Origin of the sequence: Streptomyces sp. NPDC058534 (assembly GCF_042717365.1) — a bacterium.
GTDB lineage: Bacteria > Actinomycetota > Actinomycetes > Streptomycetales > Streptomycetaceae > Streptomyces.
In genome coordinates, this window is the sequence record NZ_JBHXNW010000038.1 from 25,308 (window position 1) to 51,571 (window position 26,264).

A 26,264-nucleotide genomic window follows, 5' to 3' on the forward strand; every position below is an offset into this window, starting at 1 on the left:
GCCGCGTCAGCGCGGCCCTTCCGTCATGAGACCGCTCGGAAGCTCGCCGGGAAGGAACGTCACCTGCGGCGCGCCCGTACGCGGATGAACGCTCACCTCTCCCACGACCCCGTACACGTCGGCGAGCAGCGACGGCGTGAGCACCTCGGCCGGCGGGCCCGAGGCCACGACCTCCCCCTCGCGCAGGACATGGAGGCGGTCGCAGTAGTACGCGGCGAGGTTGAGGTCGTGCAGGGCGAGCAGCACGGTCGCCGGCAGCCGGCGCAGCACGCCGAGGACGTCCAGCTGATGGCGGATGTCGAGGTGGTTGGTCGGCTCGTCCAGGACCAGCAGGGCCGGCCGCTGGGCGAGGGCACGGGCGATGAGGACCCGCTGGCGCTCGCCGCCCGACAGCCGGTCGAAGGGACGGTCGGCCAACCGGTCGGCGTCCACCGCGGTGAGGGCGTCGTCGATGATGGCGGCGTCCTCGGCCGTGTCCCCGGCCAGCATCCGCTTGTGCGGCGTGCGGCCCATGGCCACGACCTCCCGGACGGCGAGGTCGAAGTCCGCAGCCGAGTCCTGCACCACGGCCGCCACCGTGCGGGCGAGTTGCCGCGCGGGCATCGACCAGGTGTCGGCGCCGTCGACGCGGACCGTGCCGGTGTCCGGGCGCAGGACGCGGTAGACGGCCCTCAGCAGGCTGGACTTGCCGCTGCCGTTGGGGCCGACCAGGCCGATCACCTCGCCCGCCGAGGCGGTCAGGGAGACGTCGCGCACCAGGTGGCGTGCTCCGGCGGTGAGGGTGACGCCCTCGACGGACAGGTCGGTCGCGGCGCTCATGCCCCTCCTCGGTCGGTACCGCGCCGGGCGTCCCGGCGCATCAGCCACAGGAAGAACGGCCCGCCGCACAGCGCGGTGAGCACGCCCACCGGGATCTCCATGGGCGCGGCGACGGTGCGTGCGGCGATGTCGGCCCAGATCAGGAAGACCGCTCCGGCGAGCGCGGCGGTGGGCAGCACCCGGCGGTGGTCGCCGCCGACGAACAGCCGTACCACGTGCGGGAGGATCAGCCCGACGAAGCCGATCGGGCCGGACGCGGCGACGAGTACGCCGGTGACCAGGGACAGCAGCACGAACATGCGGGCCCGGAAGCGGGCCACGTCCAGCCCCATCGTCGTCGCCGCCTCCTCACCGGCCAGCAGCAGGTTCAGGTTGCGGGCCTGCACCAGGAGCACGCCGATGCCCAGCAGCACCCCCAGACCCGGCAGCCACAGGGTCTCCCAGTTGACGCCGCCGAGACCGCCGAGGGTCCAGGCGAGCACCGCCCGGGCCTCGTTGCCGCGGTCGGTGGTGAGCAGCAGCAGGTCGAGGACGGCCGTGAGCACCGCCGCGATCGCCACCCCGGACAGGACCAGGCGCGTCGAGGTGATGCGCCCGCCGGTGCGGGCGGTGGCGTACACGATCACCAGAGCGCCGAGGGCGCCGGCGAACGCGGCGGCGGACAGCGACAGGGGCCCGAGGAAGCCGACGCCGAAGACGATGACCGAGACCGCCCCGAGGGACGCGCCGGAGGAGACGCCGAGCAGGTACGGCTCGGCGAGCGGGTTGCGGACGAGGGCCTGAAGGGCGGTGCCGACCACCGCGAGACCCGCACCGGTCACCGCTCCCAGCAGGACGCGCGGCGCTCGTACGTCGAGGACGATGGTCTCCCGCGCGCGGGACCAGTCCGGTTGGGTGAAGTCGGCGCCCAGGGCGTGCGTCACGATCCCCCAGACCTGGCCGGGCGGCACCTGGACCGAGCCGATGGCCAGGCCGGCCGTCACGGAGGCCACCAGCAGGGCCGCAAGGGCGAGCGACGTTCCCGCCATGGTCGTACGCCCCGCCCGGCGCGGCCGCGCCGACGGGTCCGGTTCGGCGACCGCCTCGGTGGCGGTGCCCGTCACCGGAAGCTCTCGGGGTGCAGTCCGTGGGCGAGGTCGCCGACGGCGTACGCCGACCGGATGCCGACCAGGGTCGCGGTCAGCGGCAGGACGACGAACCGCTTGTTCCTGACGGCGGGGACGTCGGCGAGGGCCGGCTGGGAGAGCAGGAACTCCTTCTTCTGCTCGACGCTGCCGGCTCCGGCGTAGTCGTAGATGGCGATGACCTCGGGCCTGCGCTCGACGACCTGTTCCCAGGAGACGTCGCCGAACACCTCGTCGAGGTCGCCGAAGACGTTCTTGCCGCCGGCCAGCCGGATCAGGTCGGTGCCCAGGCCCTTGCCGCCCGCGGTGAAGGCGCTCTTGTCGCCGCTGTCGTAGACGAAGACCGGCACCTCCGGTTCGCCCTTCACGGCGGCGGACGCCTTGGCCACGCGGCTCTTCAGGTCGGCGATCAGCTTGTCGGCCCGGTCGGGTACGCCGAAGACGCTCGCGACGGTGCGGATCTCGGCGTAGGTGTCCTTCATCGTCACCCGCTTCTCATCGCAGTACTCGCGGTTGAGGTGGGTGTCGATGCCCGCGTCGGCGAACGCCTCGCGGGAGCGGCCCTCGTTCTCGGCGAAGGCGCTGCCGTAGCCGCCGTAGACGAGATCGGGCTCGGCGTCGAGGATCTTCTCGAACGAAGGTTCCCGCTCGGCGAGTTCGGGTATCGCCTCGTAGTCCTTCTTCAGCTCGGGCAGGACGGCCGAATCGGGGAAGGCGGTGCCGACCATGCGGTCCTTCAGGCCGAGCGCGAGCATCAGCTCCGCGGGGTGCTGGTGGATGGTGACCACCCGGGACGGCGGCTTGTCGTAGGTCGTCCTCACACCGCAGTTGTCGATGGTGACGGGGAAACCGGCGAGGGAGGACGCCGAGGCCGGACCGTCCGGGCCGGCGTCGCCGGCCTCGTCGGAGGAGCCGCACCCGGCGGTCACCAGGGCCGCCGACAGGGCGAGCGCCGCGGCCGTGCCGCGCAGCGTCCGGCGGCGTCGGGCAGGGGAGAACAGGGCTGACACGTAAGCCTCCTGGGGAGTCCGCGCTCCTCGGATCGGGCCCGCGACAGGCCAGTGTCCTGACTCCCGGGCCGACGGCCCCCGGCTGCCCGCCCGATGGGCGCGGGGGCAGGTCGAGGGCACGCTGTGCCCGGTCACAGTGGCGGGACCGTGCCGGATTCGCACCGGCTTCCTGTCTCCCGTCGCGGCTATGACCTGGCGATATTACGTTCCTTTGGGCCGGGCGCAAAGCACGGGTGTTCAGCGTGCACGTAGTGCCCGTCCACGGGGCGGGGCCCCGCTGACAGCTCCGGGGACGGGATGCGAGGATGCCCGGAGCAATTGGGCGACGGCGGCCCGAGGAAGCCGGTGCGATTCCGGCGCGGTCCCGCCACTGTGATCGGCGAGCGAGCCCCCACACGACCACTGCCCGTACCGGGTGGGAAGGGGCGGGGCGAGCGACGACCCGAGAGCCAGGAGACTCACGCGGTCGCCTCCTCGACGGACCACCGGGGCGGATCTCCCCGGGGAGAGGGACGATGCCGCATGCCCGCCGAAGCGAGCCCGGCCGAAGCGACGCCCACCGGACCCGCGGACCCGACGCCCTCACGGGTCGTCGTCTGCCGGGACTGCTGCTGCGGCACCCCGAAGATCATCGGCGTCGACCACGCGGCGCAGACGGCGCGTCTGCGGGCCCGGGTGCCCGTGCGGGTGTCGGACTGCCTCGACGTGTGCGAACAGGCCAACGTGATCGTCGTCCAGCCCTCCGCGGCGGGCCGCGCCGCCGGCGCCCGTCCCGTCTGGCTGGGGCTGGTCAACGACCCGGACGCCACAGAGGACATCGCCGACTGGGTCCGCGCCGGAGGCCCCGGCGTCGCACCCCGACCGGACATCCTCGACCTGTACGCCATCACGCCCCCGCGACGCCCTACGGCCTCCTGATACCGCGTTCACCACCCGCACGAGGAGCGCCCGGTGTCCGCAAACGCCCAGGCATCGCCCGCCGACGTCACCGCCGCCCTGCACGACGTGGCCGCCCTCGGCGGCTTCTTCGTCCTGCGCGTCGGGGGCGGCGACGCGGGCCGGCATCCGCTCGGCCTCTCCTACTCGCGGGGTTTCACCGACCTCGCCGAGGCCGTCGCGCACCGCCACCGGGCGCGCGAACCGCGGATCGGCGTGTCCATCGCCCACCTCGGCCACGCGGCCCGCCTCTGGTCGCCCGCCCTGGCCTGCGTACTCCTGCACGGGATCGTCCCGGACCTGAGCCGGCTGGAGCGGGCCGACGACGGACCGGCCCTGCGCATGCCGCGCCCCGCCGGTCTGCGCACCGGCCCACTGCCGTCCCCGGCCCTCGCGCTGTACGAGCAGGTGACGGCGCACCTGGAGGCGCTGGCCCAAGGGCTGCGCGTCAAGGTCGCCCCACGACTGCTGGACGGCAACGCGGCCTCGGCGCTCGTCGAGGCGGCCCGCGCCCTGCTGACGGCCCACCCCGCACTGCGCGAGCCGCTCACCGGCCTCACCACCGAGCTGCTGAACACCGGACGGCTCGTGGGCACCGGAGAGATCACCGGTCCGGATCTCACGTTCCGGCGCCGCAGTTGCTGTCTCTACTACCGCGCGCCGAACGGCTCGAAGTGCGGCGACTGCTGCCTGGCCGGGTAGCGGGGACGGTCACCGGCCCTCGGTGTCGAGGGCGTTCAGAGGCTGTTCGGTCCAGATGACCTTGCCCTGCGCGTGATACCGAGTGCCCCAGCGCCGGGCGCACTGGGCGACGAGGAACAGGCCGCGGCCTCCCTCGTCGGTGGTGGCGGCCATGCGCAGGTGGGGCGCCGTGCTGCTGCCGTCGGAGACCTCGCAGATCAGGCTGTGGTCGAGCAGCAGCCGGACGCGCACCGGTTCGGCCGCGTGCCGGATGGCGTTGGTGACCAGCTCGCTGAGGATCAGCTCGGTGATGAACGCCGTCTCTTCGAGGCCCCACTCGGTGAGTTGGCGCGTCGCATCGGCCCGGCCGCCGGCGACGGCCGCCGGGTCACGCGGCACGTGCCACTCGGCGACCCGGTCGGCCGGGAAGGCCCGGGTACGGGCCACGAGGAGGACGATGTCGTCGTCGGGGCGGTCGGGGAGCAGGGCGTCCAGCAGCACGGCACAGGTCTCGTCCGGTGTCCGGTCCGCGTCGGCGAGCCGGCTGCGGAGCAGGTCGAGGCCGGCCTCGATGTCCCGGCCCCGGCCCGTCACCAGTCCATTGGTGAACAGGACGAGCCGACTGCCCTCGGGGAGCCGGAACTCGGCCGGAGCGAAGGGCAGGCCGCCGAGGCCCAGGGGAGGACCGGGCGGCAGCTCGGGGAAGTCCACGCTGCCGTCCGGGCGGACGACGGCCGGCGGCGGGTGCCCGGCGCGGGCCATGGTGCAGTCACCGGAGACCGGGTCGTAGACGGCGTAGAGACAGGTGGCACCGACGATGTCCGTACCGGTGCTCGCGTCGGTGCGGTCCCGGTCGAGGCCGGCCACCAGTTCGTCGAGGTGGCCGAGGAGTTCGTCGGGAGCCATGTCGAGACCGGCGAAATTCTGCACGGCGGTCCGCAGCCGGCCCATGGTGGCCGCGGCGTGCAGCCCGTGACCGGCCACGTCGCCCACCACCAGGGCGACCCGCGCGCCGGACAGCGGGATCACGTCGAACCAGTCGCCGCCCACGCCCGCCTGCGCCGGCAGGTAGCGGTAGGCGACGTCGAGGGCGTTCTGCACCGGCAGCCCGTGCGGCAGCAGGCTGCGCTGCAGAGCCACCGCGACGGTGTGCTCGCGGTGGAAGCGCCTCGCGTTGTCGATGGCGACCGCGGCCCGCGACGCCAGTTCCTCGGTGATGGACAGGTCCTCCCGCGTGAACGGCTCGGAGCCCGCACCGCGCCAGAAGTTGGCCACTCCGAGCGCGATGCCCCGGGCGCGCAGCGGAACGGAGATCAGCGAGTGGATGCCGTAGCCGAGGATCCTGGGCGCGCGGACGGGATCCTGCCGCTGCCAGCCCTCCTCCGCGCGCAGGTCGGCGACGAGGGCCGCGTGGCCGGAGGCGAGGCCGGTCGTGATGGGCGTGCCGGGCCGGAAGGCGATCGCCTCGCCGACCGGGATCAGCGGGACGTCGTCACGGACGCCGTGCAGGGCGACACGGTGCATGACCAGGTCGCCCGGGGCGGGCTCCGCGCCGCGCCGCACCGCGTCCAGCAGTTCGACCGTGACGAAGTCCGCGCAGCGGGGCGTCGACGCCTCGGCCAGCTCCTCGGCGGTGCGCACCACGTCCAGTGTGGTGCCGATCCGGGCGCTCGCGTGGTAGAGGAGTTCCAGCCGCTTGTGGGCGCGCTCCGCCCTGCTCCGCTGTCGGTGCAGCTCGGTGGTGTCCCGCAGCGTGGCCACGGAGCCCGTGGTCACGCCGCCCCGTTCCACCCGGCGCAGGCTGACCGCCAGGAGCCGGTCCCCGGCCGTGTGCATCTCGTCCGTGCGGGTGTCGCCCGAGGTGAGCAGCTCGACGATCCCCGGGCCCAGTCCGAGGCGGCCGAGGGGGAGACCCTCGCACTTCTCGGGGAGATCGAGGAGGCGCCGCGCCTCGTCGTTGGCGCGTACCAGGCGGTCGCCGTCGACCATCAGCACGCCCTCCCGGATGGTGTGCAGCACCGCGTCGTGGTGCTCGTACATGCGGGTGATCTCGACCGGTCCGAGACCGTGGGTCTGCCGCCGCAGCCGCCGGCTCACCAGGGCCGCGGCGCCGAGGGCCAGCGCGAGTGAGGCGGCGCCCGCGGCCAGCAGGGCGGGCAGTTGGCGGTGGGCCGACTCGTTGACGTTGGTGATCGTGATGCCGACGGCCACACCGCCCACCACGTGGCCGTCCGCCGCCCGCACGGGGACGTCGGCGTTCACCGTCGGGCCCACGCTCGTGTCGAACGTCCGGGTGACCGACCGGCCGCCGAAGACCTCGTCCAGCAGTCCCGGTGGGCCGACGACGCGCTTCCCGATCAGTGCCGGGTCGGGGTGGGTGAAGCGGATTCCCTCGTCGTCGAAGACCACGACGTAGTCGACGCCGGAGGACTTGCCGACGGCTTCGGTACGGGGCTGGAGTACGGCGGTGGGGTCGGTTCCGGTGAGTGCCGTCGCCGTGCCCGGAGCCGTGGCGAAGGCCTCCGCGACGCCCAGGGCGGTGCGGCGGGCGTCGTCGGTGCTGTCGCGCTGCGCCTGGAACACCAGGAACACCACCGCGGTGACGATGAGCAGCAGCGTTGTGCCGACCTGCAGCAGAAAGACCTGGCCGGCGATGCTCCGCCGTGGCAAGCGGTCCATAGCGTCAGTTTTCATCATTGACGCAGGTGCGACCAGTCAGGCCACGCCGGGGCCGATGCGTGACCAGGAGGCTCGGAGGGGAAGCGGCGCCAAGGACCGGGCGGGATGGCGCGGGCCGAGGAAGACGACGACGCCCCGGCCGTCGGGGGAGGGGTGGGTGACCTGGGTCCAGCCCCGGCGGCGGTAGAAGGCGACGGCCCGTCCGTTGCGGACCGACGTCAGCAGCCAGGCGCGTCCCCCCGGGCGCGTCCTCGGTCACCGCGTCGAGCAGGTCACCCGCGAGACCGGCGCCGCGGTCCGCTTGGCGGACGGCCAGTTCGTCGATCTCCCGGGCGCCGCACAACCAGTCGGCGGTGCGGTCGGCGTCGAGGCCGGCGGCGGCCTGCGGGTGGCAGCGGTCGGCGGGGAACGACGCCGGGGTCGTCCACCGCACGCAGCGCGCCGGTGTGCGCGAGCAGCCCGGTACCGCGGTGGACCCGGATGCCGGAGGTCATCAGGCGGTCACCGGCAGCGGAAGAATGGGGCGATGTGTACCCGAGCGGCCCTGCGCAGGTGGGCGCCCCGTAGAGTGCGTCTTCGACAGAGCGCGTCTTCCGCGTCTCCCGGACCCCGAGGTACTCAGCAGTGACCACCGCCCAGACCCCCGCACCGGCCGTCGTCGGGATCGGCGCCGACGGCTGGGAAGGGCTCGTGGACTCCGCGCGAGGGACCCTGCTCGACGCGGACGTCGTGATCGGCGGCGCACGCCAACTCGACCTGCTGCCCCCGGAGTACGCCGGGGAACGGGTCGCCTGGCCCTCCCCGCTGCGGCCGGCGGTCCCCGCCCTCCTCGCCGCGCACGCCGGCCGCCGGATCGCCGTACTGGCCAGCGGGGACCCCATGTTCTACGGCATCGGCCGCGCCCTCACCGAAGAACTCGGGCCCGGCGCCGTGCGCGTCCTGCCGCACCCCTCGTCCGTCTCCCACGCCTGCGCCCGCCTCGGCTGGCCCGTGGAGGACGTCGAGGTCGTCACGCTCGTGGGACGGCCCGCGGCCCGCCTCGCCGCCGCCCTGCACGACGGCCGGCGCCTCCTCGTGCTCAGCGCGGACGCCACCACCCCCGACGACGTCGCCGCCCTGCTCAGGGACCGCGGCTTCGGTCCGAGCCGGATGCGGGTGCTGGAACAGCTCGGCGGCGCGAAGGAGCGCACGACGACGCCGGCCACCGCCGACGACTGGCCCCATCCGCCTGGCGACCCCCTCAACATCGTCGCCGTCGAGTGCCGCCGGGCCCCGGACGCCCTGCGTCTGGGCGCGGTGCCGGGCCTGCCGGACGCGGCCTACGAGCACGACGGGCAGCTCACCAAACGGCACATTCGGGCCGCCACGCTCGGCGCCCTCGCCCCCGCCCCCGGCGAACTGCTGTGGGACGTCGGCGGCGGCTCCGGCTCGATCGCCGTCGAGTGGATGCGTACGCATCCCGCCTGCCGGGCGATCACCGTCGAACGCGACCCCGCCCGCGCCGAGCGCATCACCCGCAACGCCGAACGGCTCGGCGTGCCCGGCCTCCAGGTGGTGACCGGTGCCGCCCCCGAGGCGCTGGCCGGGCTGCCCCGGCCGGACGCGGTGTTCGTCGGCGGCGGCCTCACCGCCCCCGGACTGCTGGCCGCCTGCTGGGACGCGCTGCCGGACGGCGGCCGCATGGTGGCCAACACCGTGACGCTGGAATCCGAGGCACTGCTGGCCGACGCCCACCGCCGCCACGGCGGCGAACTGGTCCGCCTGGCCGTGGCGCACGCCGTCCCCGTGGGCGGCTTCACCGGGTGGCGGCAGGCGATGCCGGTGACCCAGTGGGCCGTGGAGAAGACCGTCGAACCACCCGCAGGAGCAGACACATGACCGTGTACTTCATCGGTGCCGGCCCCGGCGCCGCCGACCTGATCACGGTGCGCGGCGCCCGGACGCTCGCCGCCTGCCGGGTCTGCCTGTACGCGGGCAGCCTGGTGCCGCGCGAACTGCTCGCGGAGTGCCCCACGGACGCGAGGCTGGTGGACACCGCGCAGCTCACCCTGGACGAGATCACGGCCGAGCTGGTCCGCGCGCACGAGGAGGGCCACGACGTGGCCCGGCTGCACTCCGGAGACCCGTCCGTGTTCAGCGCGGTCGCGGAGCAGATGCGACGCCTGGACGCGGCCGGGGTGCCGTACGAGGTGGTCCCGGGCGTGCCGGCCTTCGCCGCCGCGGCGGCCGCGCTGAAGCGGGAGCTGACCGTACCGACGGTCGGGCAGACCGTCATCCTCACCCGCGTCGCCCAGCAGGCCACCCCCATGCCCGAGGGCGAGGACCTCGCCACCCTCGGCCGCAGCGGCGCACTGATCGTGCTGCACCTGGCCGCCCGGTACGTGGACCGCGTGGTCGGCGAACTGCTGCCGCACTACGGCGCCGACTGCCCCGCCGCCGTCGTCGCCTACGCCTCCCGCCCCGACGAGCTGGTCATCCGCGGCACGCTCGACGAGATCGCCGGGAAGGTGAAGGACGCGGGGGTGCTGCGCACGGCCGTCATCATGGTCGGGCGGACGCTCGGCGCGGAGCAGTTCCGCGACAGCCACCTGTACTCGACGGAGAGGGAACGGCATGTCTGCTGAATCCGCCGAATCCGCCGAATCGGCTGAAGAGGTCATCCCGATCCTGCGGGTGCGCGAGGCCGCGGCGGCGGTGCGGTGGTACACGCGGCTGGGCTTCGTCCAGCAGTGGGAGCACCGCTTCGAACCGGGATTCCCCGTCTTCACGGAGGTCGCCCGCGGGCGGGTCCGGCTCTATCTGTCGGAGCACGAGGGCGACGCGCGCCCGGACACCCTGGTGTACCTGCGGGTCACCGACCTCGACGCGGTCGCCGCCGAGTTCGGCGTCGTGCCCGAGGAGGAGCCCTGGGGACGGGAACTCGCCCTCCGGGACCCGGACGGCAACCGCCTCCGGGTGGGCCCGGCCAGGGACGAGACCAGCCCCGAGGACGGCTAGTTCCAGGGCCGCGACTCAGGCCACCCCGCTGCGGCCCACCACCGTCCCCGCGCGGTCGACGCAGATCACGTCGACCGCGACCGGCGCCCCGCGCAGCACGGCCAGCGACTGGTCGCGGGCCGCCCTCGCCACCAGGTCGCCCAGCGGAACCCCGGCCGCCCGGCACAGCTGGAGGGCGGCGAGCCCGGTGTTGGCCCCCGCCACCTCGGCGACCAGGGCCTCGTCGGCGCCGCCGCGCCGGGCGAGCCCGGCGAGGAAGCCCTTGTCGACCTGTGAGCGGGCGGAGTGCAGGTCGAGGTGGCCGGCGGCGAGCTTGGAGAGCTTCGCGAAGCCGCCGCACACGGTCAGGCGGTCCACGGGATGACGGCGGACGTACTTCAGTACCGCCCCCGCGAAGTCGCCCATGTCCAGCAGCGCGTCCTCGGGCAGCCCGTACTCCTCGACGACCGTCCGCTCCGAGGTGGAGCCGGTGCACCCCGCGACATGCGTACGGCCCGCCGCACGGGCCACGTCCACCCCCCGCCGGATCGAGTCGATCCAAGCCGAGCACGAGTACGGCACGACGATCCCGGTGGTGCCGAGGACGGAGAGGCCGCCGAGGATGCCGAGCCGGGGGTTCCAGGTGGAGCGGGCGATCTCCTCGCCGTCGTCGACGGAGACGGTGATCTCGACGTCGCCGCTGCCGCCGTACCGCTCGGCGACGCGCGCGACGTGGTCGCGCATCAGCTGCCGGGGCACGGGGTTGACGGCCGGTTCACCGACGGGCAGGGGGAGGCCGGGGCGGGTGACCGTGCCCACGCCAGGACCCGCCCGGAAGACGACTCCGGCCCCGGCGGGCAGCCGCCGTACCGTCGCCCGGACCAGCGCCCCGTGCGTGACGTCCGGATCGTCCCCGGCGTCCTTCACGACCCCCGCCATCGCGTATCCGTCCGCCAGCTCCTCGGCCGCCAGGACGAAGGACGGGGTCTGCCCCCTGGGCAGGGTGATCGTCACCGGGTCGGGGAAGTCACCGGCGAGCAGCGCGGTGTACGCGGCGGTCGTCGCCGCGGTCGCGCAGGCACCCGTGGTCCAGCCGGGACGCAGACCGGTGTGCTTGAGTTGGGCGCCGCGACCGCCCGCGGCCTCGACGCTCATGCCCCGCTCACTCGTGTCCCACGCAAAGGACGAAACCGTAGAAAGGGAACGACTCTGCCGTGCACGTACTGATCCTCGGCGGCACCACGGAGGCCCGCAGGCTCGCCGAACTTCTCGCGGCCGAACCCCTGCCGGGGCTCCGTGTGACGAACTCCCTGGCCGGACGGGTGGCCGCGCCCAGGACGCCACCCGGCGAGGTGCGCGTCGGCGGCTTCGGCGGAGCCGAAGGACTCGCCGCCTGGCTCGGCGCGCACACCGTCGACCTGCTCATCGACGCCACCCACCCGTTCGCCGGCACCATCAGCTTCAACGCCGCCCGCGCCGCCGCCACCGCCCGGGTACCCCTGCTCGCCCTGCGCCGCCCCGGCTGGGCGCCGGTCGCCGGGGACGACTGGCACGAGGCCGGCTCCCTGGCGGAGGCCGCCACGCTGCTCCCCGCACTCGGCGCGCGGGTGTTCCTCACCACCGGCCGCACGGGACTGGCCGCCTTCGCCGGTCTGCGCGACCTGTGGTTCCTCGTGCGGTCGGTCGACGCGCCCGACGGCCCGTGTCCGCCCCGCATGGAAGTACTGCTCGACCGCGGCCCCTTCACGCTCGACGGGGAACGCGAGCTGCTGCGCCGGCACCGGATCGACGTCCTGGTCACCAAGGACAGCGGGGGAGAGGCCACCGCGCCGAAGCTGGCGGCCGCCCGTGAGGCCGGGGTGCCGGTGGTCGTGGTGCGCCGGCCGTCGGTGCCCGAGGGTGTGCCGGTCGTGAGCGGGCCCCGGGAGGCGGCGCGGTGGGTCCGGGAGGCACCCGCGAGGCGCCGGCCCACGGGCGGCGCCCCTCACGTCTCCGGGTAGCGGCGGGGCGTCCACACGACCTCTTCGCCGTCGCCGCGCCGTACCACCCGGGTCTGGGACGAGCCGACCAGCAGGATCGTGCGCATGTCGACCTCGGCCGGATCCAGGTCCGCCAGCCGCACGATCCGCACCCGCTCGCCGGAACCGCCCACATCCCGCGCGACCACGACGGGCGTGTCCGGCGCCCGGTGTTCGAGGAGCAGTTCGCGGGCCTTGCCGACCTGCCAGGTCCGGCTGCCGGAACCGGGGTTGTACAGCGCCAGCACCAGGTCGGCGCCGGCCGCGGCCCGCAGCCGCCCGGCGATGACCTCCCACGGCTTGAGCCGGTCGGACAGCGACAGGGCGGCGTAGTCGTGGCCGAGCGGCGCCCCCGCGCGGGCCGCGGCGGCATTGGCGGCCGTCACCCCGGGCAGCACCCGCACCGGAACGTCCGCGTGCTCCTCGGCCGAGGCGGCCTCCAGCACGGCCGTGGCCATGGCGAAGACCCCGGGGTCGCCGCCGGAGACGACCGCGACCCGGCGTCCCCGCCGGGCGAGCCCCAGCGCGAACTCCGCGCGCTCGGCCTCCACCTTGTTGTCCGAACCGTGGCGCCGCTGACCGGCACGGACCGGGATGCGGTCCAGGTAGGTGGTGTAGCCGACCAGGTCGTCGGCGGCGGCGAGCGCGCCGCGGGTCTCGGGCGTCAGCCACAACGGCCCGGCCGGCCCGGTCCCGACGACCACGACCTCCCCGACGGCACCCGGCTCCGGCACCGGCGGCTCGGCGTCCACCTGGCTCGGCAGCACCGCCACCGAGAAATAGGGCACCGAGCCGGCCTCCACGTCGGCCAGGTCCGCGAGACGCTCTCCCGCCATCGTGGCCCGTTCCACGTACCGGGCCGCCCCCAGCCGTCCCGAACCCTCCAGCGCGCGGCGCACCTTGGGGAAGGTACGGCCCAGCTTCATCACCACGGCCGCGTCCGTCGAGGCGAGCCGGGCCGTCAGCTCCTCCTCGGGCAACGTGCCCGGCAGGATGGTCAGCACCTCCTCACCCTCGACGAGCGGCGTGCCCAGACGGGCCGCGGCGGCGGACACGGACGTCACACCGGGGATCACCTCGGTGTCGTACCGGTCGGCGAGCCGCTTGTGCATGTGCATGTAGGAGCCGTAGAAGAGCGGGTCGCCCTCCGCGAGGACGGCGACCGTGCGGCCCGCGTCGAGGTGGGCGGCGAGCCGCGCCGACGCCTCGGCGTAGAAGTCGTCCATGGCGCCCTGGTAGCCGCCCGGGTGGTCGGTGGTCTCGACGGTGAGCGGGTAGACCAGCCGTTCCTCGACGTGGTCGGCGCGCAGGTGCCGCTCCGCGATGGAGCGGGCGATGGACCGTCCGTGCCGGGCGCTGTGATACGCGATCACGTCCGCCTCGGCGATGGCCTCGACCGCGCGCACGGTCATCAGGGACGGGTCGCCGGGTCCGAGCCCGACCCCGTACAGCTTGCCGCTCATTCTTCCTCGCTCGCGATCGCGTTGAGTGCGGCGGCGGCGATGGCGCTGCCTCCGCGACGGCCCCGGACGACCAGGTGCTCCAGGCCCGAGGGGTGGGCCGCCAGGGCCTCCTTGGACTCGGCGGCACCGATGAAGCCGACGGGCACACCGATGACGGCCGCGGGCCTCGGCGCCCCCTCCTCGATCATCTCCAGGAGCCGGAAGAGGGCGGTGGGCGCGTTGCCGACGGCGACCACGGAGCCCTCAAGGCGGTCGCGCCACAGCTCCAGCGCGGCGGCGCTGCGCGTGGTGCCCAGCTCCGCCGCCAGCCCCGGGACGGCCGGGTCGGAGAGGGTGCACAGCACCTCGTTGTCCGCGGGCAGCCGCTTGCGGGTCACACCGCTGGCCACCATCTGCACGTCGCAGAGGATCGGCGCACCGGCCAGCAGGGCCTCGCGGGCGCGGGCCACCACCGTGGGCGTGTGGCCGATGTCGCGCACGAGGTCGACCATGCCGCAGGCGTGGATCATCCGGACGGCGACCCGGCTGACGTCGGCGGGCAGGCCCGTGAGGTCCGCCTCCGCCCGGATCGTGGCGAAGGACTGGCGGTAGATGGCCGCTCCGTCCTTCTCGTATGCGTGGGTGGTCACGGTGTTCTTCCCGCTGCTCTCGGTCGTCGTACGGCTCATGGAGTGATCGCCGCCAGTGCGGTGGCGAGATCGGAGGGGTCCGTCAGGACCGTGGTGCGCGCCGGCCCGTCCGGGGGGCCGGCGGTGGCGGTGAGGCGGTAGCCCCCCTCGGGGACGGCGACCAGGTCGATCCGGTCGCCGCGCGGGTGGCCGCAACGGCGTTCGCAGCCGGACCAGTACAAGGGGAGCGGGGACCGGCCCGCGGCGGGCAGGGTGCCGGCCGCGTCGGCCCGTACGTCGGCGTGCGACCTCCCGCACCCCGGGCGGCCGATGCAGGCGCCGACGCGCGGCCAGGGGGAGGAGGCGTCGGTGACGAGACCGACGGCACGGAGGCGGTCGAGGGCGGCGGCGGTGTCCGATGCGCTCAGGCCCCCGACTGGTACGACGACGCCGCGCCACGGTGTCAACCGCAGTTCGGCGTCCGGCGTCAGAGCGGCGACGTGCGTCAACTCCCGCCACTGCGGGCCGGTGAGACGGCCCAGCGGCACGTGCGCGCACAGGGCGTCCCCGAGGAGCCCGGGAGGAGGCCCGTCCGCGCGTGTGGTGGCCGGCCGCTCCTTGACGTGGCCGACTCCCGCCTCGGACAGACGGCGGTCCACCGCCCGCGTCAGGACATGGGCCGGTACGGCGAGTTCGTCCACCCGCCACACCCGCTCCCCGGACTCGCGGGCGACGTCGAGGAATGCCTCGGCCGCCAGCAGCGCCGCCCGGGACGCCTCGTCCGCGGCCACCCGCCAGGCCGCGTCCACCGAGTGCAGCGCGACCTGCGCCGCATCGCCGCCGGTCGCCCGCACGGTGACGTCGGCGCCGAGTCCGGCCACGTCCCCGCGGCCGTCGTCGAGCGCGAACAGGAACCGGCCCGACAGCTCCCGCGCCCGTTCGCTCGCGCACAACGCCGCGTCCAGGGCCGACAGCCACGGCCGTACGTCCCGCGGACCGTGCCCGTCGAGGCCGGACAGCGGCGAGGCGACGATGTTGCGCACCCGTTCGTGCCCCGGCGAGGGCAGCAGCCCGGCCGCGTCCAGCAGCCCGGCCAGCTCCCCGCCGCAGCCGTCGCGCAGCCCCCGCAGCTGCACGTTGCCCCGGGACGTCAGATGAAGCTCCCCGTCGCCCAGCCGCCGGGCGGCGTCGGCCAGCGCCTCGGCCTGAACGACGCCCAGGGCCCCGCCGGGTATCCGTACGCGGGCGAGGGCACCGTCGTCGGCGGCGTGCAGCCGCAGCGTCCCCGGGCAGGCGTCACCACGGTCCCGTGAGACCGCTGTGGCCTGGGAGGATATGGAAGGGAGTGCCGAGGACATGGCCGCGAGCATACCGACCGTCACACCGGTGGCACCTGCCGCCCTTCCCGGCGGGACCCTTACTATGCTCCTGGGTGGATCATCCGGTCCGCCCACCGCCAGACGGCGACAGGGGAGGAAGCCCGGTGTGAATCCGGCGCGGTCCCGCCACTGTGAGTCCGGCCACCCTGAGGGCCGGACGAGTCAGGAACTCCCGCCGTCTCTCACCGCCCGGGGCGCGGACCCCGAGGAAGGGCAGACGCCGCATGCCGCATTCTTCCGGGGAGCGTGCCTCGCACCCCAGCATCCTGCTCCTGTCGACGTCCGACACCGACCTGCTGAGCGCCCGCGCCGCCACCGGCCCGGTCGCCTACCGGTTCGCCAACCCCGCCCGGCTCCCGCTCGACGACCTGCCCGCCCTGCTGGACGGCGTCGGACTGGTCGTCGTACGCCTCCTCGGCGGACTGCGTGCCTGGCGTGAAGGTCTCGACCTGCTCCTCGCCGACGGCCGCCCCGTCGTGGTCCTCAGCGGCGAACAGGCCCCGGACGCCCAGCTGATGGAGGCCTCCACCGTCCCCGTCGGTCTCGCCGCCGAGGCCCACGCCTATCTCGCCCACGGCGGCCCGGCCAACCTGGAGCAGCTCGCCCGCTTCCTGTCCGACACCGTGCTGCTCACCGGCCACGGCTTCGACCCGCCGACGCCCGCCCCCACCTGGGGCCCGCTGGACCGCGCGCCGCGCCAGGACGCGGATGGCCCGACCGTGGCCGTGCTCTACTACCGCGCCCACCACATGAGCGGCAACACGGACTTCGTGCACGCCCTGTGCGACGCCGTCGAGAACGCCGGCGGGCGGCCGCTGCCCCGCTACGTGGCCTCCCTGCGCGCCCCCGAGCCCGAACTCATCGATGACCTGCGGGCGGCCGACGTGATCGTCACCACTGTCCTCGCGGCCGGCGGCACCAAGCCCGCCGAGGCGTCCGCCGGCGGTGACGACGAGTCCTGGGACGCCGGCGCGCTCACCACCCTCGACGTCCCCATCCTCCAGGCCCTGTGCCTGACCGGCTCCCGCGCCGACTGGGAGAGCAACGACGAGGGCGTCTCCCCGCTGGACGCCGCCAGCCAGATAGCCGTCCCCGAGTTCGACGGCCGCCTGATCACCGTGCCGTTCTCCTTCAAGGAGATCGACGCCGACGGCCTCCCCGCCTACGTCGCCGACCCCGAGCGCGCCGCCCGCGTCGCCGGCATCGCCGTACGCCACGCCCGCCTGCGGCACATCCCGGCCGCCGACAAGCGCCTCGCCCTGGTCCTCTCCGCCTACCCGACCAAGCACTCCCGCATCGGGAACGCCGTCGGCCTGGACACCCCCGCCAGCGCGGTGGCCCTGCTGCGCCGACTGCGCGAGGAGGGCTACGACTTCGGCGCCGACACCGACGCCGAGGTCCCGGGCCTCGCGTCCGGCGACGGCGACGAACTGATCCGCGCGCTCATCGACGCGGGCGGCCACGACCAGGACTGGCTCACCGAGGAACAGCTCGCCCGCAACCCGGTCCGCGTCCCGGCCGCCGACTACAAGCGCTGGTACGCGACCCTGCCCGGGGAACTGCGCACGGCCGTCGAGGAACACTGGGGCCCGGCACCGGGGGAGATGTTCGTCGACCGCAGCCGCAACCCGGAGGGCGACATCGTCCTGGCCGCCCTGCGCCGCGGCAACCTGCTGATCCTCATCCAGCCGCCGCGCGGCTTCGGCGAGAACCCCATCGCCATCTACCACGATCCCGACCTGCCGCCCTCCCACCACTACCTCGCCGCCTACCGCTGGATCGCCGCGCGGGCCGAGGACGGCGGCTTCGGCGCCGACGCGATGATCCACCTGGGCAAGCACGGCAACCTGGAGTGGCTGCCCGGCAAGAACGCCGGCCTGTCCGCCGCCTGCGGCCCCGACGCCGCCCTCGGCGACCTGCCCCTGATCTACCCCTTCCTCGTCAACGACCCCGGCGAGGGCACCCAGGCCAAGCGCCGCGTGCACGCCACCCTCGTCGACCACCTCGTCCCGCCGATGGCCCGCGCCGACTCCTACGGCGACATCGCGCGCCTGGAGCAACTCCTCGACGAGTACGCGCAGATCGCGTCCATGGACCCGGCCAAACTCCCGGCGATCCGCGCCCAGATCTGGACCCTGATCCAGGCCGCCAAGCTCGACCACGACCTCGGCCTGGCGGACCGTCCGGACGACGACGGCTTCGACGACTTCCTGCTCCACGTCGACGGCTGGCTCTGCGAGGTGAAGGACGCTCAGATCCGCGACGGCCTGCACGTCCTCGGCAACCCGCCGGCCGGCGCCGACCGCGTCAACCTCGTCCTCGCCATCCTGCGCGCCCGCCAGATCTGGGGCGGCACCACCGCCCTGCCCGGCCTGCGCGAAGCCCTCGGCCTCGACGAGTCCGCCGCCACCCGCACCACGGCCGACGCCGCCGAGGAACAGGCCCGCGCCCTGGTCCAGGCCATGGACGACGCCGGCTGGGACCTGGCCGCCGTACCGTCCGAACACGGCGAACAGGTCGCCGCGGTACTGGAGTTCGCCGCCCGCGAGGTCGTCCCCCGGCTCGCCGCGACCACCGCCGAGATCGACCACGCCGTGCACGCCCTGAACGGCGGCTTCGTTCCCGCGGGACCCTCCGGCTCGCCCCTGCGCGGCCTGGTCAACGTCCTGCCGACCGGGCGCAACTTCTACTCGGTCGACCCCAAGGCCGTACCTTCCCGACTCGCCTGGGAGACCGGCCAGGCCCTCGCCGACAGCCTCCTGGAGCGCTACCGCACCGACAACGGCGAATGGCCCACCTCCGTCGGCCTGTCCCTGTGGGGCACCAGCGCCATGCGCACCGCCGGCGACGACGTGGCGGAGGTCCTCGCGCTGCTCGGCGTGCGCCCCGTCTGGGACGACGCCTCGCGACGCGTCACCGGCCTGGAGGCCATCCCGTACGAGGAGCTGGGCCGTCCGCGCATCGACGTCACCCTGCGCATCTCCGGCTTCTTCCGCGACGCGTTCCCGCACACGATCGGGTTGCTGGACGACGCCGTACGCCTGGCCGCGTCCCTGGAGGAGCCGGCCGAGGCCAACCACGTCCGCGCCCACGTCCAGGCCGACCTCGCCGAACACGGCGACGAACGCCGCGCCACCACCCGCATCTTCGGCTCCCGCCCCGGCACCTACGGGGCCGGTCTGCTCCAGCTCATCGACTCCCGCGACTGGCGCACCGACGCCGACCTCGCCGAGGTCTACAGCGTCTGGGGCGGCTACGCCTACGGCCGCGAACTCGACGGCCGCCCGGCCCGCGACGAGATGGAGACGGCGTACAAGCGGATCGCCGTGGCGGCCAAGAACACGGACACCCGCGAGCACGACATCGCCGACTCCGACGACTACTTCCAGTACCACGGCGGCATGGTCGCCACCGTCCGCGCCCTGCGCGGCACCGCCCCCGAGGCGTACATCGGCGACTCCACCCGCCCGGAGACGGTCCGTACCCGCACCCTGGTGGAGGAGACCTCCCGCGTCTTCCGCGCCCGGGTGGTCAACCCCAAGTGGATCGAGGCGATGCGCCGCCACGGCTACAAGGGCGCCTTCGAACTCGCCGCCACCGTCGACTACCTCTTCGGCTACGACGCCACCACGGGCGTGATCGCCGACTGGATGTACGACAAGCTCACCGAGGCGTACGTCCTGGACCCCGCCAACCGCGAGTTCCTCCAGCAGGCCAACCCCTGGGCCCTGCACGGCATCGCCGAGCGCCTGCTGGAGGCGGAGTCGCGCGGCATGTGGGAGAAGCCCGACCCGGCCGTCCTGGAAGCCCTGCGGCAGGTGTACCTGGAGACCGAGGGCGACCTGGAGGGGGAGGACTGACGCCCTGTCGGGGGCGGGTGCACGACGCCGGACCGGTTGTTGGACATGGCGGTGTACTCGCTCCCCGAGCTGCACCACGACAAGCACCACGCGGCCTACGTGAAGGGCGCCAACGACACGCTGGAGCAGCTCGCCGCGGGACAAGGAGCAGTGGGGGGCGATCAACGGCCTGGAGAAGAACCTCGCCTTCCACCTCTCCGGGCACATCCTGCACTCGATCTACTGGCACAACATGACCGTTCGGCTCCTTCGCCGGTTTCAAGGCGCAGCTCACCAAGGCCGCCGCGACGACGCAGGGCTCCACGCCGATCCTGGTCTTCGACGCCTGGGAGCACGCCTTCTACCTCCAGTACAAGTACCAGAAGGTCGACTTCATCGACGCCATGTGGGCCGTCGTCGACTGGCAGGAGGTGGCCAGGCGGTACGCCGCCGCGAAGGAGCGCGGCGACAGCCTCCTGCTCGCTCCGTGACCGCACCGCTCGGGCGTGGGGCCTCCGGCCGGAAGTACTCGGCCGGAGGCCCTCCGCGTCAGGAGCGCACGCGGTAGGTCACGTGCGTGACCTGTGTCGCCGCGCGTGAGGCCATCTGCTCCAGCCGCAGCGACGGGACACCGTCGAAGAGCCGGGTGCCGGCGCCGAGCGTGAGCGGCACGATGTGCAGCCGAAGCTCCTCGATCAGGCCGGCCGCGAGGTACTGGTTGACGGTGGTCGCGCCGCCCTGCACCTGGACGTCACCGCCGCCGGCCGCCGCCCGTGCCTGTGCCAGCGCCGACTCGATCCCGTCGGTGACGAAGTGGTACGTCGTGCCCCCGGCCATCGGCTGAGGCTCGCGCGCGTGGTGGGTGAGGACGAACACCGGCGCGTGGAACGGCGGATCGTCGCCCCACCAGCCGTTCCACGGGCGGTCCCACTCGCCCCGCACGGGCCCGAACATGTTGCGTCCCATGATGAACGCCTCGGCGGCGGCCATCCGGTCGAGCTCGGCCCTGTTCTCGTCGGGCGTGTCGAACATCCAGGCGTGCAGCCTGTCACCCGTGCCGTCCCCGCCGTCGTCGCCGAACGGGCGTTCCTCGGTCTGGCCGTGCCCGGCCGAGTACCCGTCGGCCGTGACCGTGATGTCGCAGATCACCTTGCCCGTGTGTGTGGTGATGGCTCTCTCCTCGTCGTGGGGGTCGCTACGTCCGTACCGACCAGACCTCCGGACCGCCGCCGCGCCATTCGATCAGGTCCGAGGTCTCCACGTCGACGTCCTCAAGGCCGGCCCGCCGCAGGAACTCCTCGACATCCCGCACGCCGTACGCCAGTCCCAGGATCTCGCCGTCCGCACGGACCCGCCGGCCGCCGCTGGGCGACGGCCGTCCCACCACCACAGGACGCCTGGCCATGCCTCCAGGTTCCGCTTTAATCTTGTTTGATGCGACTTGTCCCCAGATGGGTCCTGCTCACCTCAGGGTGCGCGCCCGTCCTGCTGATCGGAGGCTGGGCGGGCGCGGCGCTGTTCGAAGGGCCTGCGTATGACCCCGTCTCCCAGACGATCAGCGCCCTGGGAGCCTACGGAGCCCCGGGATTCTGGGTGATGTCGGCGGCGTTCGTCGCCCTGGGCGCCTGCCATCTGCTGACCGCCTGGGGACTGCGGGCCGCCGCCACCGCCGGCCGGGTGGCGCTGGCCGGCGGCGGTCTCGCCGCCCTGGGCGTGGTGGTGCTTCCCGCGCCGACCAGCGGGGGATCCCTGCGCCACGGTGCGGTGGCGGTCGTCGGATTCACCCTGCTGGCGGTGTGGCCGGTCCTGGCCGTCAACGGCGGTTCGGCCGCCCCCTGGGCTCTGCGGCTGATGCCCTCGATCACGGTGACGACGCTGATGGCGGTCGGCGGGGCGTGGTTCCTGATCGAGATGCACCGACAGGGCGACGTCGGCATCGCGGAGCGGGCCGTGACCGCCGTCCAGTCCCTGTGGCCGTTGATCGTGGTCGCCTCCTGCCTCCGCCACACCGGGAACCGGGTGCGGCGGACCCCGGGCCGCCCGTAGCCCCCGCGGCGGTCGGGGTCACCGGGAGGTGCCGCGGCCGGTGTGGTTCCCGGCCCGGACCGCGGGGGCGCGGTCTGCCCACGGCTGCGCCCGTTCGAGTTGCCCCGCGAGGCGGAAGAGCAGGTCTTCCCGTCCGTGACCGGCGGCGAACTGCATGCCGATCGGGAGCCCCGTCCCGGGGTCGGCGGTCAGCGGCACGGACATGGCCGGGTTGCCGGCCACGTTGAACGCCATGGTGAACGGCGAGCGGTCGTTGAGGCGGTCGATCCAGCCGGCTCCGTCCAGGGCCGCCGCGTCCTCGGTATAGGCACCCAGCCGCATCGGAAGCTCCGGGAGGGTGGGGGTGAGAAGGACGTCGTGCGTGGTGAAGTACCGAGCCAGGCTCCGTGCGACCGCGTTGCGTATCGCGAGGGCGGCGACGAACCGGGGGCCGCTGACCCGCTGTCCGTAGTGGTAGCCCGCGAGAGTCGCCGCCTCAAGGGTGGAGGCGTCGGCCGGCCGGCCGAATGCGGCGGCCAACGCGTCGACCGTGGCGGCGAGGTTGGCCGTGAACAGCTGGGCGGTGGCCGACACGAACTCCTCCCAGTCGGCTCCGAGACCGACCGTCGCCTCCTCCACCCGGTGGCCGAGCGATTCGACCAGCCGCACGGTGCGGGTGACCGCGTCGGTCACCGGCGGGGTGGTGCGACGTCCGCCCCAGGCATGGGTGAGGACACCGATCCGCAGTGCGCCCGGCTCGCGGGTGACTTCCTCCAGGTAGGGGCGGGACGGCTGCCGGGCGGCATAGGGGTCGCCGGGTTCCGGTCCGAGGACGCGGTCGAGCAGCGCCGCGCTGTCGCGGACGGTCCGGCTCACGCCGCCCTGCACGGCGAGGCCGTTGAAGGTCTCGTCGGCGTCGGGGCCCATGGAGACACGGCCTCGGGTGGGCTTCAGTCCGAAGAGCCCGTTGCAGGCGGCGGGAATCCGCAGTGAACCGGCGGCGTCGGTGGCGTGGGCGACCGGAACGACCCCGGCGGCGACGGCCGCGCCCGCACCCCCGCTGGATCCGCCCGCGCTGCGCTCCAGGTCCCACGGGTTGCGGGTCGGACCGTAGAGCACGGGCTCCGTGGTGATGCTGTAGGCCAGCTCCGGCGTCGCGGTACGGCCGAACGTCACGAGCCCGGCGCGGCGGAAGCGCCGCATCAGGAAGGAGTCGGCGCGGGCGACGTTCCCGGCCGCGAGGCGGCTGCCCAGTTCCGAGCGCCGCCCGGCCATGGTGACTCCGATGTCCTTGATCAGGAAGGGCACCCCGGTCAGCGGCGTGCCGCCCGGGGCGGGCTCGCCGTCGGTGGGCCAGGTCTCCACGACCGCGTTGACCCGCCCGTTGACCTCAAGCGTGGCCTCGCGTGCGGCGGCTTCGAGCTCGGCGGGGGTCACCTCGCCCCGGGCCACCAGTCGCGCGAGGCCGACCGCGTCAAGACGCACGTACTCGGTCACTTTCATCGTCACTCCACAGGAGAGAGCGGTACCGGACAGTCCCGGATGATACTCAACGGTATCGTCCGGGACGGACTGGTACCGTAACAGGAGACGAAAGGGCCCCCAGCCGAACGGACGCCGCGGAGGAGTCATGACATCGACCGTCAGAAGGCCGAGCAGGGTGGCGAAGCTGCCCCCTCGCGAGCGCATCCTCGACGCGGCCGAGGAACTCTTCCAGAGCGAGGGGATCCGGCGCGTGAGCGTCCAGGCCATCGCCGACAAGGCCGAGACCACCAAGATGGCGGTCTACCGGCACTTCGCGACCAAGGACACCCTGGTGGCGGAGTGGCTGCGGATCGTCGCCGCCGACTACCAGGCCGCCTTCGATCGCGTCGAGGCCGACCATCCCGGCCGTCCGAAGGACCAGATCATGGGCCTGGCCCGCTTCATCGCCGAAGGGCTGCCGGCGATCTCGCACCGGGGCTGCCCCTTCATCAACTCCCTCGCCGAACTGCCCGACCGCGCCCACCCCGCACGGCAGGTGATCGAGGAACACAAGGCCCGCCAGACGAGCAGGCTGACCGCCATGTGCGTCGAGGCCGGGATGACGGACCCCGGACAGACCGCGGCCCAGCTCACCTTCCTCCTCGAAGGCGCCCAGGTCAGCACAGGGAACGGAAGCATCGACCGGGTGGGGGACCGGCTGTTGAGGATCGTCGAGGGGATCGTGGACCCGTCCTCCACGCTCGGGTGAGGCGGGCGAGGGCCTCGGCCGACGGCCTTCCCGGCGCCGCCTGGTACACGATGATCACCTGCTGCTCCGCGCCGCCCACGGTGAGCGCCTGACGTCGGAGGCAGAGCTCCTCCTCTCGCAGGGCCGCGGCGGTCTACGCCGCGATCTCGGGCGTAGGCGGTGTTCAATCGGCTGTGATCGGCCGCGATCGGCGGCGGTCGGCAGGAATCGATTGGAAGGACAGTGATGAAGCTGTTCACGGGCCCGGAGACACTCAAGGTGCGGCGCCTGCGCCGGGACCCCCGGGCCTCCCTCGTCGTGGCCTCCCCGGTCGGTGAACGCGAGCGCTGGGTGGCGGTCGCCGGCGCACCACGCTGGAGACCGACGGAGCACACGAGCTGTGCGCCCGCCTGGCCGCCCGCTACTGGGACCTCGACGACCCTGCCCGGGCCGACGACCTCGCCGGGATGCCGGCGGTGGAACAGGTCCGTCTCGTCATCCACCCGGAAAGCGTCAGCCGCTTCACGAACTGACCTCCCGTCACGGCATGCGCCTGGCTTCCCGACTCACCGGGACGTCAGGAAAGCGGCCAGGTGCGCAGGAAGGCGTCGGCCGCCTCCTGGAGCTCATCGCGGCAGACGCCGCTCGCGGCCTGCACGGCGAGGCCGAACGCGAAGGTGGTGAGGCAGCGGGCCAGCAGCCCCGGATCGGTCTCCGGAGGCAGGTCGCCCTCGTCGACGGACCGCCGGAACCGGTCGCGGACGGACGAGTGGCTGTCGTTGCGCCAGGCGACGAGCAGCTCACGGACCTCACGCCCGGATTCGCTGGCCGTCAGGGCGCTCTGGACGCCCAGACACCCCTGGGGATGCGACGGGCGAGTGGTAGTGCGAATGGTGCCGGCCAGGATCGCGGTCGCGACGCCGAGGGCGGTCGACTCCTCCAGCGCCCGGGCCAGGTACGCGCTCGGGCCCTCGGTGTAGCGCTCCAGGGCCTTGCGGAACAGCTCCTCCTTGTTGCCAAAAGCCGCGTACATGCTGGTGGTGGAGATGCCCATGGCGCGGGTGAGGCAGGACAGGCTGGCTCCCTCATAGCCGTGCTCCCAGAAGACCAGCATGGCGCGCTCGAGAGCCTGGTCGGTGTCGAATCCCCGCGGTCGGCCGATGGGGCCGCACTGTTTTGTCTCCACCCCCGCAGTCTAGCTCTTCCGCATCGACCGCTACAGAAGTGCTACGGTTCTAATTCCGTATCGATCGATGCGGAAGTGGGTATCTTCGATGGGAAGCTCATGACCGTCACCCTCATCACCGGGGCCAACAAGGGCCTCGGCTTCGAGACAGCCAGACAGCTCCAGGCGTTGGGTCACGTCGTCTACATCGGCGCGCGTGACACCGAGCGAGGGGAGAAGGCCGCGGCGGCGCTCGCCGCACGCTTCGTGCAACTCGACGTGACCGACGACGCGTCGGTGAGCGGCGCGCTGGCGACGATCGACGCGGCCGAGGGCCGGCTCGACGTCCTGGTGCACAACGCGGGCATCCTGGGAGACGGAGCCCTCGACGGCCCCACGGCGCTCCGGGTGTTCGACACCAACGCGGTGGGCGTAGTACGCGTCACGGAGGCGGCACTGCCCCTGCTGCGCAGATCATCGAACCCCACCGTGGTCACCGTCTCCAGCAGCGCCGGGTCGTTCTGGGCGGTGAACAACCCCGACCGACCGGAGTACCACCTGCCGGCCGCGCTCTACTCCGCCTCCAAGTCGGCGGCCACCATGCTGACGGTTCAGTACGCCAAGTCCCAGCCGGACATCAGGTTCAACGCGATCGAGCCCGGCTTCACCGCCACCGACATGACCGCGGGATTCGAAGGCGGCCGGACACCGGAGGAGAGCGCCAGAACCATCGTGCGGCTGGCGACGCTGGGCGCGGACGGTCCGACAGGGACCTTCCAGGACGAGAACGGGGAGTTGCGCTGGTAGGCGCGTAGCGACGATCGCGCGGGGCGGTACGGACCGCCGGCCGACCACCGGCTGGTCCGCCCGGCCACCGCGACGTAGGGTCCAGAGGTGGCCACAACGCCCCCGGCGCCCCGCGTCCTCGTCATCGGGCTCGACCCGTATCGCGTGCTCGGGCCCTGGGACCCCGAGCCGGTGGCCGACGCCATCGAGGCGGGAATCGCCCGCTTCGCCGAGCACGGCGTCGGCGTGGAGACCTGCCTGTTCGGCCTGGACGGTAGCGACGACGTGGCGGCCGTGGTCGCCGCCGCACTGGCGGCCCGCCCCTGGGAGTGCGTCGTCGTCGGTGGCGGCCTGCGGACGTCCGACGACCAGCTGGACCTCTTCGAGCAGGTGCTCAAACCTGATCCGCCGCCACGCTCCCGACGCCGCGATCGCCTTCAACACCACCCCTGCCGACACCTACGACGCGGCCGCCCGCCGCCTCGGCTGAACCGGCGGACCGGTAAATGCGATTGCTTCGCAAGGCACGGCTGGCTTGGCTGAG

The 26,264-nt window shown here is 73.6% G+C and carries 23 protein-coding genes, 2 pseudogenes and 3 riboswitches; of the genes and pseudogenes, 12 read left to right on the top strand and 13 right to left on the bottom strand.

Features of this window, described 5'->3' with window-relative positions:
• Positions 1–6: 6 nt before the first annotated feature.
• From ACFWR9_RS23140 to ACFWR9_RS23150, 3 genes are read right to left on the bottom strand one after another with little or no spacing between them, the layout of a single operon-like run.
• Positions 7–819 carry an ABC transporter ATP-binding protein gene (locus ACFWR9_RS23140; RefSeq protein ID WP_383845225.1) on the bottom strand — a complete coding sequence of 271 codons (813 nt, stop codon included), beginning with the start codon at positions 817–819 and terminating at the stop codon, positions 7–9.
• The gene (locus tag ACFWR9_RS23145) at positions 816–1,922 is read right to left on the bottom strand and encodes a FecCD family ABC transporter permease (RefSeq protein WP_383845227.1); all 1,107 of its coding nucleotides are present in this window, start codon (positions 1,920–1,922) and stop codon (positions 816–818) included. The genes ACFWR9_RS23140 and ACFWR9_RS23145 overlap by 4 nt, the downstream gene beginning before the upstream one ends.
• The gene (locus tag ACFWR9_RS23150) at positions 1,919–2,944 is read right to left on the bottom strand and encodes an ABC transporter substrate-binding protein (protein WP_383845311.1); all 1,026 of its coding nucleotides are present in this window, start codon (positions 2,942–2,944) and stop codon (positions 1,919–1,921) included. Before ACFWR9_RS23150 ends, ACFWR9_RS23145 begins: the two co-directional genes overlap by 4 nt.
• A 37-nt stretch (positions 2,945–2,981) precedes the next feature.
• A riboswitch (cobalamin riboswitch) is annotated at positions 2,982–3,164 on the bottom strand.
• 124 nt (positions 3,165–3,288) lie between these two features.
• A riboswitch (cobalamin riboswitch) is annotated at positions 3,289–3,413 on the top strand.
• 62 nt (positions 3,414–3,475) lie between these two features.
• On the opposite strand from ACFWR9_RS23150, the gene ACFWR9_RS23155 reads away from it, so the two are divergent.
• Both ACFWR9_RS23155 and ACFWR9_RS23160 read left to right on the top strand, forming a co-directional pair.
• The gene (locus ACFWR9_RS23155) at positions 3,476–3,871 is read left to right on the top strand and encodes a (2Fe-2S) ferredoxin domain-containing protein (protein ID WP_383845228.1); all 396 of its coding nucleotides are present in this window, start codon (positions 3,476–3,478) and stop codon (positions 3,869–3,871) included.
• A gap of 33 nt (positions 3,872–3,904) precedes the next feature.
• Positions 3,905–4,591, top strand: coding sequence for a (2Fe-2S)-binding protein (locus tag ACFWR9_RS23160; protein ID WP_383845230.1), 687 nt, complete (start codon positions 3,905–3,907; stop codon positions 4,589–4,591).
• Positions 4,592–4,600: 9 nt separating this feature from the next.
• Here the strand turns inward: ACFWR9_RS23160 and ACFWR9_RS23165 are convergent, their stop codons facing one another.
• Both ACFWR9_RS23165 and ACFWR9_RS23170 read right to left on the bottom strand, forming a co-directional pair.
• Complete coding sequence (locus tag ACFWR9_RS23165) at positions 4,601–7,249, bottom strand: SpoIIE family protein phosphatase (protein ID WP_383845231.1); 2,649 nt, start codon at positions 7,247–7,249, stop codon at positions 4,601–4,603.
• Between the two features lie 36 nt (positions 7,250–7,285).
• Positions 7,286–7,676: pseudogene (locus tag ACFWR9_RS23170) on the bottom strand (GNAT family N-acetyltransferase); the annotation flags it as partial.
• Positions 7,677–7,873: 197 nt separating this feature from the next.
• Here ACFWR9_RS23170 and cbiE point away from each other — a divergent pair.
• The 3 genes from cbiE to ACFWR9_RS23185 are packed head-to-tail and all read left to right on the top strand — an operon-like array spanning position 7,874 to position 10,246.
• On the top strand, positions 7,874–9,127 hold the full coding sequence (gene cbiE / locus ACFWR9_RS23175) for a precorrin-6y C5,15-methyltransferase (decarboxylating) subunit CbiE (RefSeq protein ID WP_383845233.1): 1,254 nt from the start codon (positions 7,874–7,876) through the stop codon (positions 9,125–9,127).
• Positions 9,124–9,873, top strand: coding sequence for a precorrin-4 C(11)-methyltransferase (cobM, locus tag ACFWR9_RS23180; RefSeq protein ID WP_383845235.1), 750 nt, complete (start codon positions 9,124–9,126; stop codon positions 9,871–9,873). Before cbiE ends, cobM begins: the two co-directional genes overlap by 4 nt.
• Positions 9,863–10,246: a glyoxalase superfamily protein gene (locus ACFWR9_RS23185; protein ID WP_383845237.1), complete on the top strand. Its 384-nt coding sequence runs from the start codon at positions 9,863–9,865 to the stop codon at positions 10,244–10,246. Before cobM ends, ACFWR9_RS23185 begins: the two co-directional genes overlap by 11 nt.
• A 15-nt stretch (positions 10,247–10,261) precedes the next feature.
• On the opposite strand, the gene ACFWR9_RS23190 is transcribed toward ACFWR9_RS23185, so the two are convergent.
• Positions 10,262–11,380 carry a cobalt-precorrin-5B (C(1))-methyltransferase gene (locus tag ACFWR9_RS23190; RefSeq protein WP_383845239.1) on the bottom strand — a complete coding sequence of 373 codons (1,119 nt, stop codon included), beginning with the start codon at positions 11,378–11,380 and terminating at the stop codon, positions 10,262–10,264.
• 59 nt (positions 11,381–11,439) lie between these two features.
• Here ACFWR9_RS23190 and ACFWR9_RS23195 point away from each other — a divergent pair, with 59 nt between their 5' ends.
• Positions 11,440–12,225: a cobalt-precorrin-6A reductase gene (locus ACFWR9_RS23195; RefSeq protein WP_383845241.1), complete on the top strand. Its 786-nt coding sequence runs from the start codon at positions 11,440–11,442 to the stop codon at positions 12,223–12,225.
• On the opposite strand, the gene ACFWR9_RS23200 is transcribed toward ACFWR9_RS23195, so the two are convergent.
• The 3 genes from ACFWR9_RS23200 to cobG are packed head-to-tail and all read right to left on the bottom strand — an operon-like array spanning position 12,210 to position 15,684.
• Positions 12,210–13,706 (bottom strand): precorrin-2 C(20)-methyltransferase, encoded by a 1,497-nt coding sequence (locus tag ACFWR9_RS23200; protein WP_383845243.1) that lies wholly within the window; start codon positions 13,704–13,706, stop codon positions 12,210–12,212. The genes ACFWR9_RS23195 and ACFWR9_RS23200 overlap by 16 nt on opposite strands.
• Positions 13,703–14,374: a precorrin-8X methylmutase gene (locus tag ACFWR9_RS23205; protein WP_383845245.1), complete on the bottom strand. Its 672-nt coding sequence runs from the start codon at positions 14,372–14,374 to the stop codon at positions 13,703–13,705. Before ACFWR9_RS23205 ends, ACFWR9_RS23200 begins: the two co-directional genes overlap by 4 nt.
• Positions 14,371–15,684 (bottom strand): precorrin-3B synthase, encoded by a 1,314-nt coding sequence (gene cobG, locus ACFWR9_RS23210; protein WP_383845313.1) that lies wholly within the window; start codon positions 15,682–15,684, stop codon positions 14,371–14,373. The genes ACFWR9_RS23205 and cobG overlap by 4 nt, the downstream gene beginning before the upstream one ends.
• A gap of 55 nt (positions 15,685–15,739) precedes the next feature.
• A riboswitch (cobalamin riboswitch) is annotated at positions 15,740–15,888 on the top strand.
• 29 nt (positions 15,889–15,917) lie between these two features.
• Between cobG and cobN the strand changes: the two genes are divergently transcribed.
• On the top strand, positions 15,918–19,553 hold the full coding sequence (gene cobN, locus ACFWR9_RS23215; RefSeq protein WP_383845247.1) for a cobaltochelatase subunit CobN: 3,636 nt from the start codon (positions 15,918–15,920) through the stop codon (positions 19,551–19,553).
• A 45-nt stretch (positions 19,554–19,598) separates the two neighbouring features.
• Positions 19,599–20,023, top strand: a pseudogene (locus tag ACFWR9_RS23220) (superoxide dismutase).
• Positions 20,024–20,081: 58 nt separating this feature from the next.
• Here the strand turns inward: ACFWR9_RS23220 and ACFWR9_RS23225 are convergent.
• Together ACFWR9_RS23225 and ACFWR9_RS23230 are read right to left on the bottom strand one after the other, a co-directional pair.
• A complete protein-coding gene (locus ACFWR9_RS23225) occupies positions 20,082–20,702 on the bottom strand; it encodes a dihydrofolate reductase family protein (protein WP_383845315.1) in 621 nt (206 codons plus the stop codon).
• Positions 20,703–20,727: 25 nt separating this feature from the next.
• Positions 20,728–20,937, bottom strand: a complete 210-nt coding sequence (locus ACFWR9_RS23230; protein WP_122617925.1) for a hypothetical protein — start codon at positions 20,935–20,937, stop codon at positions 20,728–20,730.
• Positions 20,938–20,966: 29 nt separating this feature from the next.
• Between ACFWR9_RS23230 and ACFWR9_RS23235 the strand changes: the two genes are divergently transcribed.
• Positions 20,967–21,578: a DUF998 domain-containing protein gene (locus tag ACFWR9_RS23235; protein ID WP_383845249.1), complete on the top strand. Its 612-nt coding sequence runs from the start codon at positions 20,967–20,969 to the stop codon at positions 21,576–21,578.
• A gap of 18 nt (positions 21,579–21,596) precedes the next feature.
• Here the strand turns inward: ACFWR9_RS23235 and ACFWR9_RS23240 are convergent, their stop codons facing one another.
• A complete protein-coding gene (locus tag ACFWR9_RS23240) occupies positions 21,597–23,060 on the bottom strand; it encodes an amidase (protein ID WP_383845251.1) in 1,464 nt (487 codons plus the stop codon).
• A 127-nt stretch (positions 23,061–23,187) separates the two neighbouring features.
• On the opposite strand from ACFWR9_RS23240, the gene ACFWR9_RS23245 reads away from it, so the two are divergent.
• Positions 23,188–23,790: a TetR/AcrR family transcriptional regulator gene (locus tag ACFWR9_RS23245; RefSeq protein WP_383845253.1), complete on the top strand. Its 603-nt coding sequence runs from the start codon at positions 23,188–23,190 to the stop codon at positions 23,788–23,790.
• A 556-nt stretch (positions 23,791–24,346) separates the two neighbouring features.
• Here the strand turns inward: ACFWR9_RS23245 and ACFWR9_RS23250 are convergent.
• Entirely contained in the window at positions 24,347–24,955 is a 609-nt protein-coding gene (locus tag ACFWR9_RS23250) for a TetR/AcrR family transcriptional regulator (protein WP_383845255.1), read from the bottom strand.
• 99 nt (positions 24,956–25,054) lie between these two features.
• Between ACFWR9_RS23250 and ACFWR9_RS23255 the strand changes: the two genes are divergently transcribed.
• Positions 25,055–25,741: an SDR family NAD(P)-dependent oxidoreductase gene (locus tag ACFWR9_RS23255; protein WP_383845257.1), complete on the top strand. Its 687-nt coding sequence runs from the start codon at positions 25,055–25,057 to the stop codon at positions 25,739–25,741.
• Positions 25,742–25,828: 87 nt separating this feature from the next.
• Entirely contained in the window at positions 25,829–26,263 is a 435-nt protein-coding gene (locus tag ACFWR9_RS23260; protein ID WP_383845259.1) for a hypothetical protein, read from the top strand.
• Position 26,264 lies beyond the last annotated feature (1 nt).

What these genes read in the sequence shown, in the direction of transcription:
- ACFWR9_RS23140 (WP_383845225.1), bottom strand. Translation starts at nt 819, where the DNA reads ATGAGCGCCGCGACCGACCTGTCCGTCGAGGGCGTCACCCTCACCGCC.
- ACFWR9_RS23155 (WP_383845228.1), top strand. Translation starts at nt 3,476, where the DNA reads ATGCCCGCCGAAGCGAGCCCGGCCGAAGCGACGCCCACCGGACCCGCG.
- ACFWR9_RS23165 (WP_383845231.1), bottom strand. Translation starts at nt 7,249, where the DNA reads ATGGACCGCTTGCCACGGCGGAGCATCGCCGGCCAGGTCTTTCTGCTG.
- cobM (WP_383845235.1), top strand. Translation starts at nt 9,124, where the DNA reads ATGACCGTGTACTTCATCGGTGCCGGCCCCGGCGCCGCCGACCTGATC.
- ACFWR9_RS23185 (WP_383845237.1), top strand. Translation starts at nt 9,863, where the DNA reads ATGTCTGCTGAATCCGCCGAATCCGCCGAATCGGCTGAAGAGGTCATC.
- ACFWR9_RS23190 (WP_383845239.1), bottom strand. Translation starts at nt 11,380, where the DNA reads ATGAGCGTCGAGGCCGCGGGCGGTCGCGGCGCCCAACTCAAGCACACC.
- ACFWR9_RS23200 (WP_383845243.1), bottom strand. Translation starts at nt 13,706, where the DNA reads ATGAGCGGCAAGCTGTACGGGGTCGGGCTCGGACCCGGCGACCCGTCC.
- ACFWR9_RS23205 (WP_383845245.1), bottom strand. Translation starts at nt 14,374, where the DNA reads ATGAGCCGTACGACGACCGAGAGCAGCGGGAAGAACACCGTGACCACC.
- cobG (WP_383845313.1), bottom strand. Translation starts at nt 15,684, where the DNA reads ATGCTCGCGGCCATGTCCTCGGCACTCCCTTCCATATCCTCCCAGGCC.
- cobN (WP_383845247.1), top strand. Translation starts at nt 15,918, where the DNA reads ATGCCGCATTCTTCCGGGGAGCGTGCCTCGCACCCCAGCATCCTGCTC.
- ACFWR9_RS23230 (WP_122617925.1), bottom strand. Translation starts at nt 20,937, where the DNA reads ATGGCCAGGCGTCCTGTGGTGGTGGGACGGCCGTCGCCCAGCGGCGGC.
- ACFWR9_RS23235 (WP_383845249.1), top strand. Translation starts at nt 20,967, where the DNA reads ATGCGACTTGTCCCCAGATGGGTCCTGCTCACCTCAGGGTGCGCGCCC.
- ACFWR9_RS23240 (WP_383845251.1), bottom strand. Translation starts at nt 23,060, where the DNA reads ATGAAAGTGACCGAGTACGTGCGTCTTGACGCGGTCGGCCTCGCGCGA.
- ACFWR9_RS23245 (WP_383845253.1), top strand. Translation starts at nt 23,188, where the DNA reads ATGACATCGACCGTCAGAAGGCCGAGCAGGGTGGCGAAGCTGCCCCCT.
- ACFWR9_RS23255 (WP_383845257.1), top strand. Translation starts at nt 25,055, where the DNA reads ATGACCGTCACCCTCATCACCGGGGCCAACAAGGGCCTCGGCTTCGAG.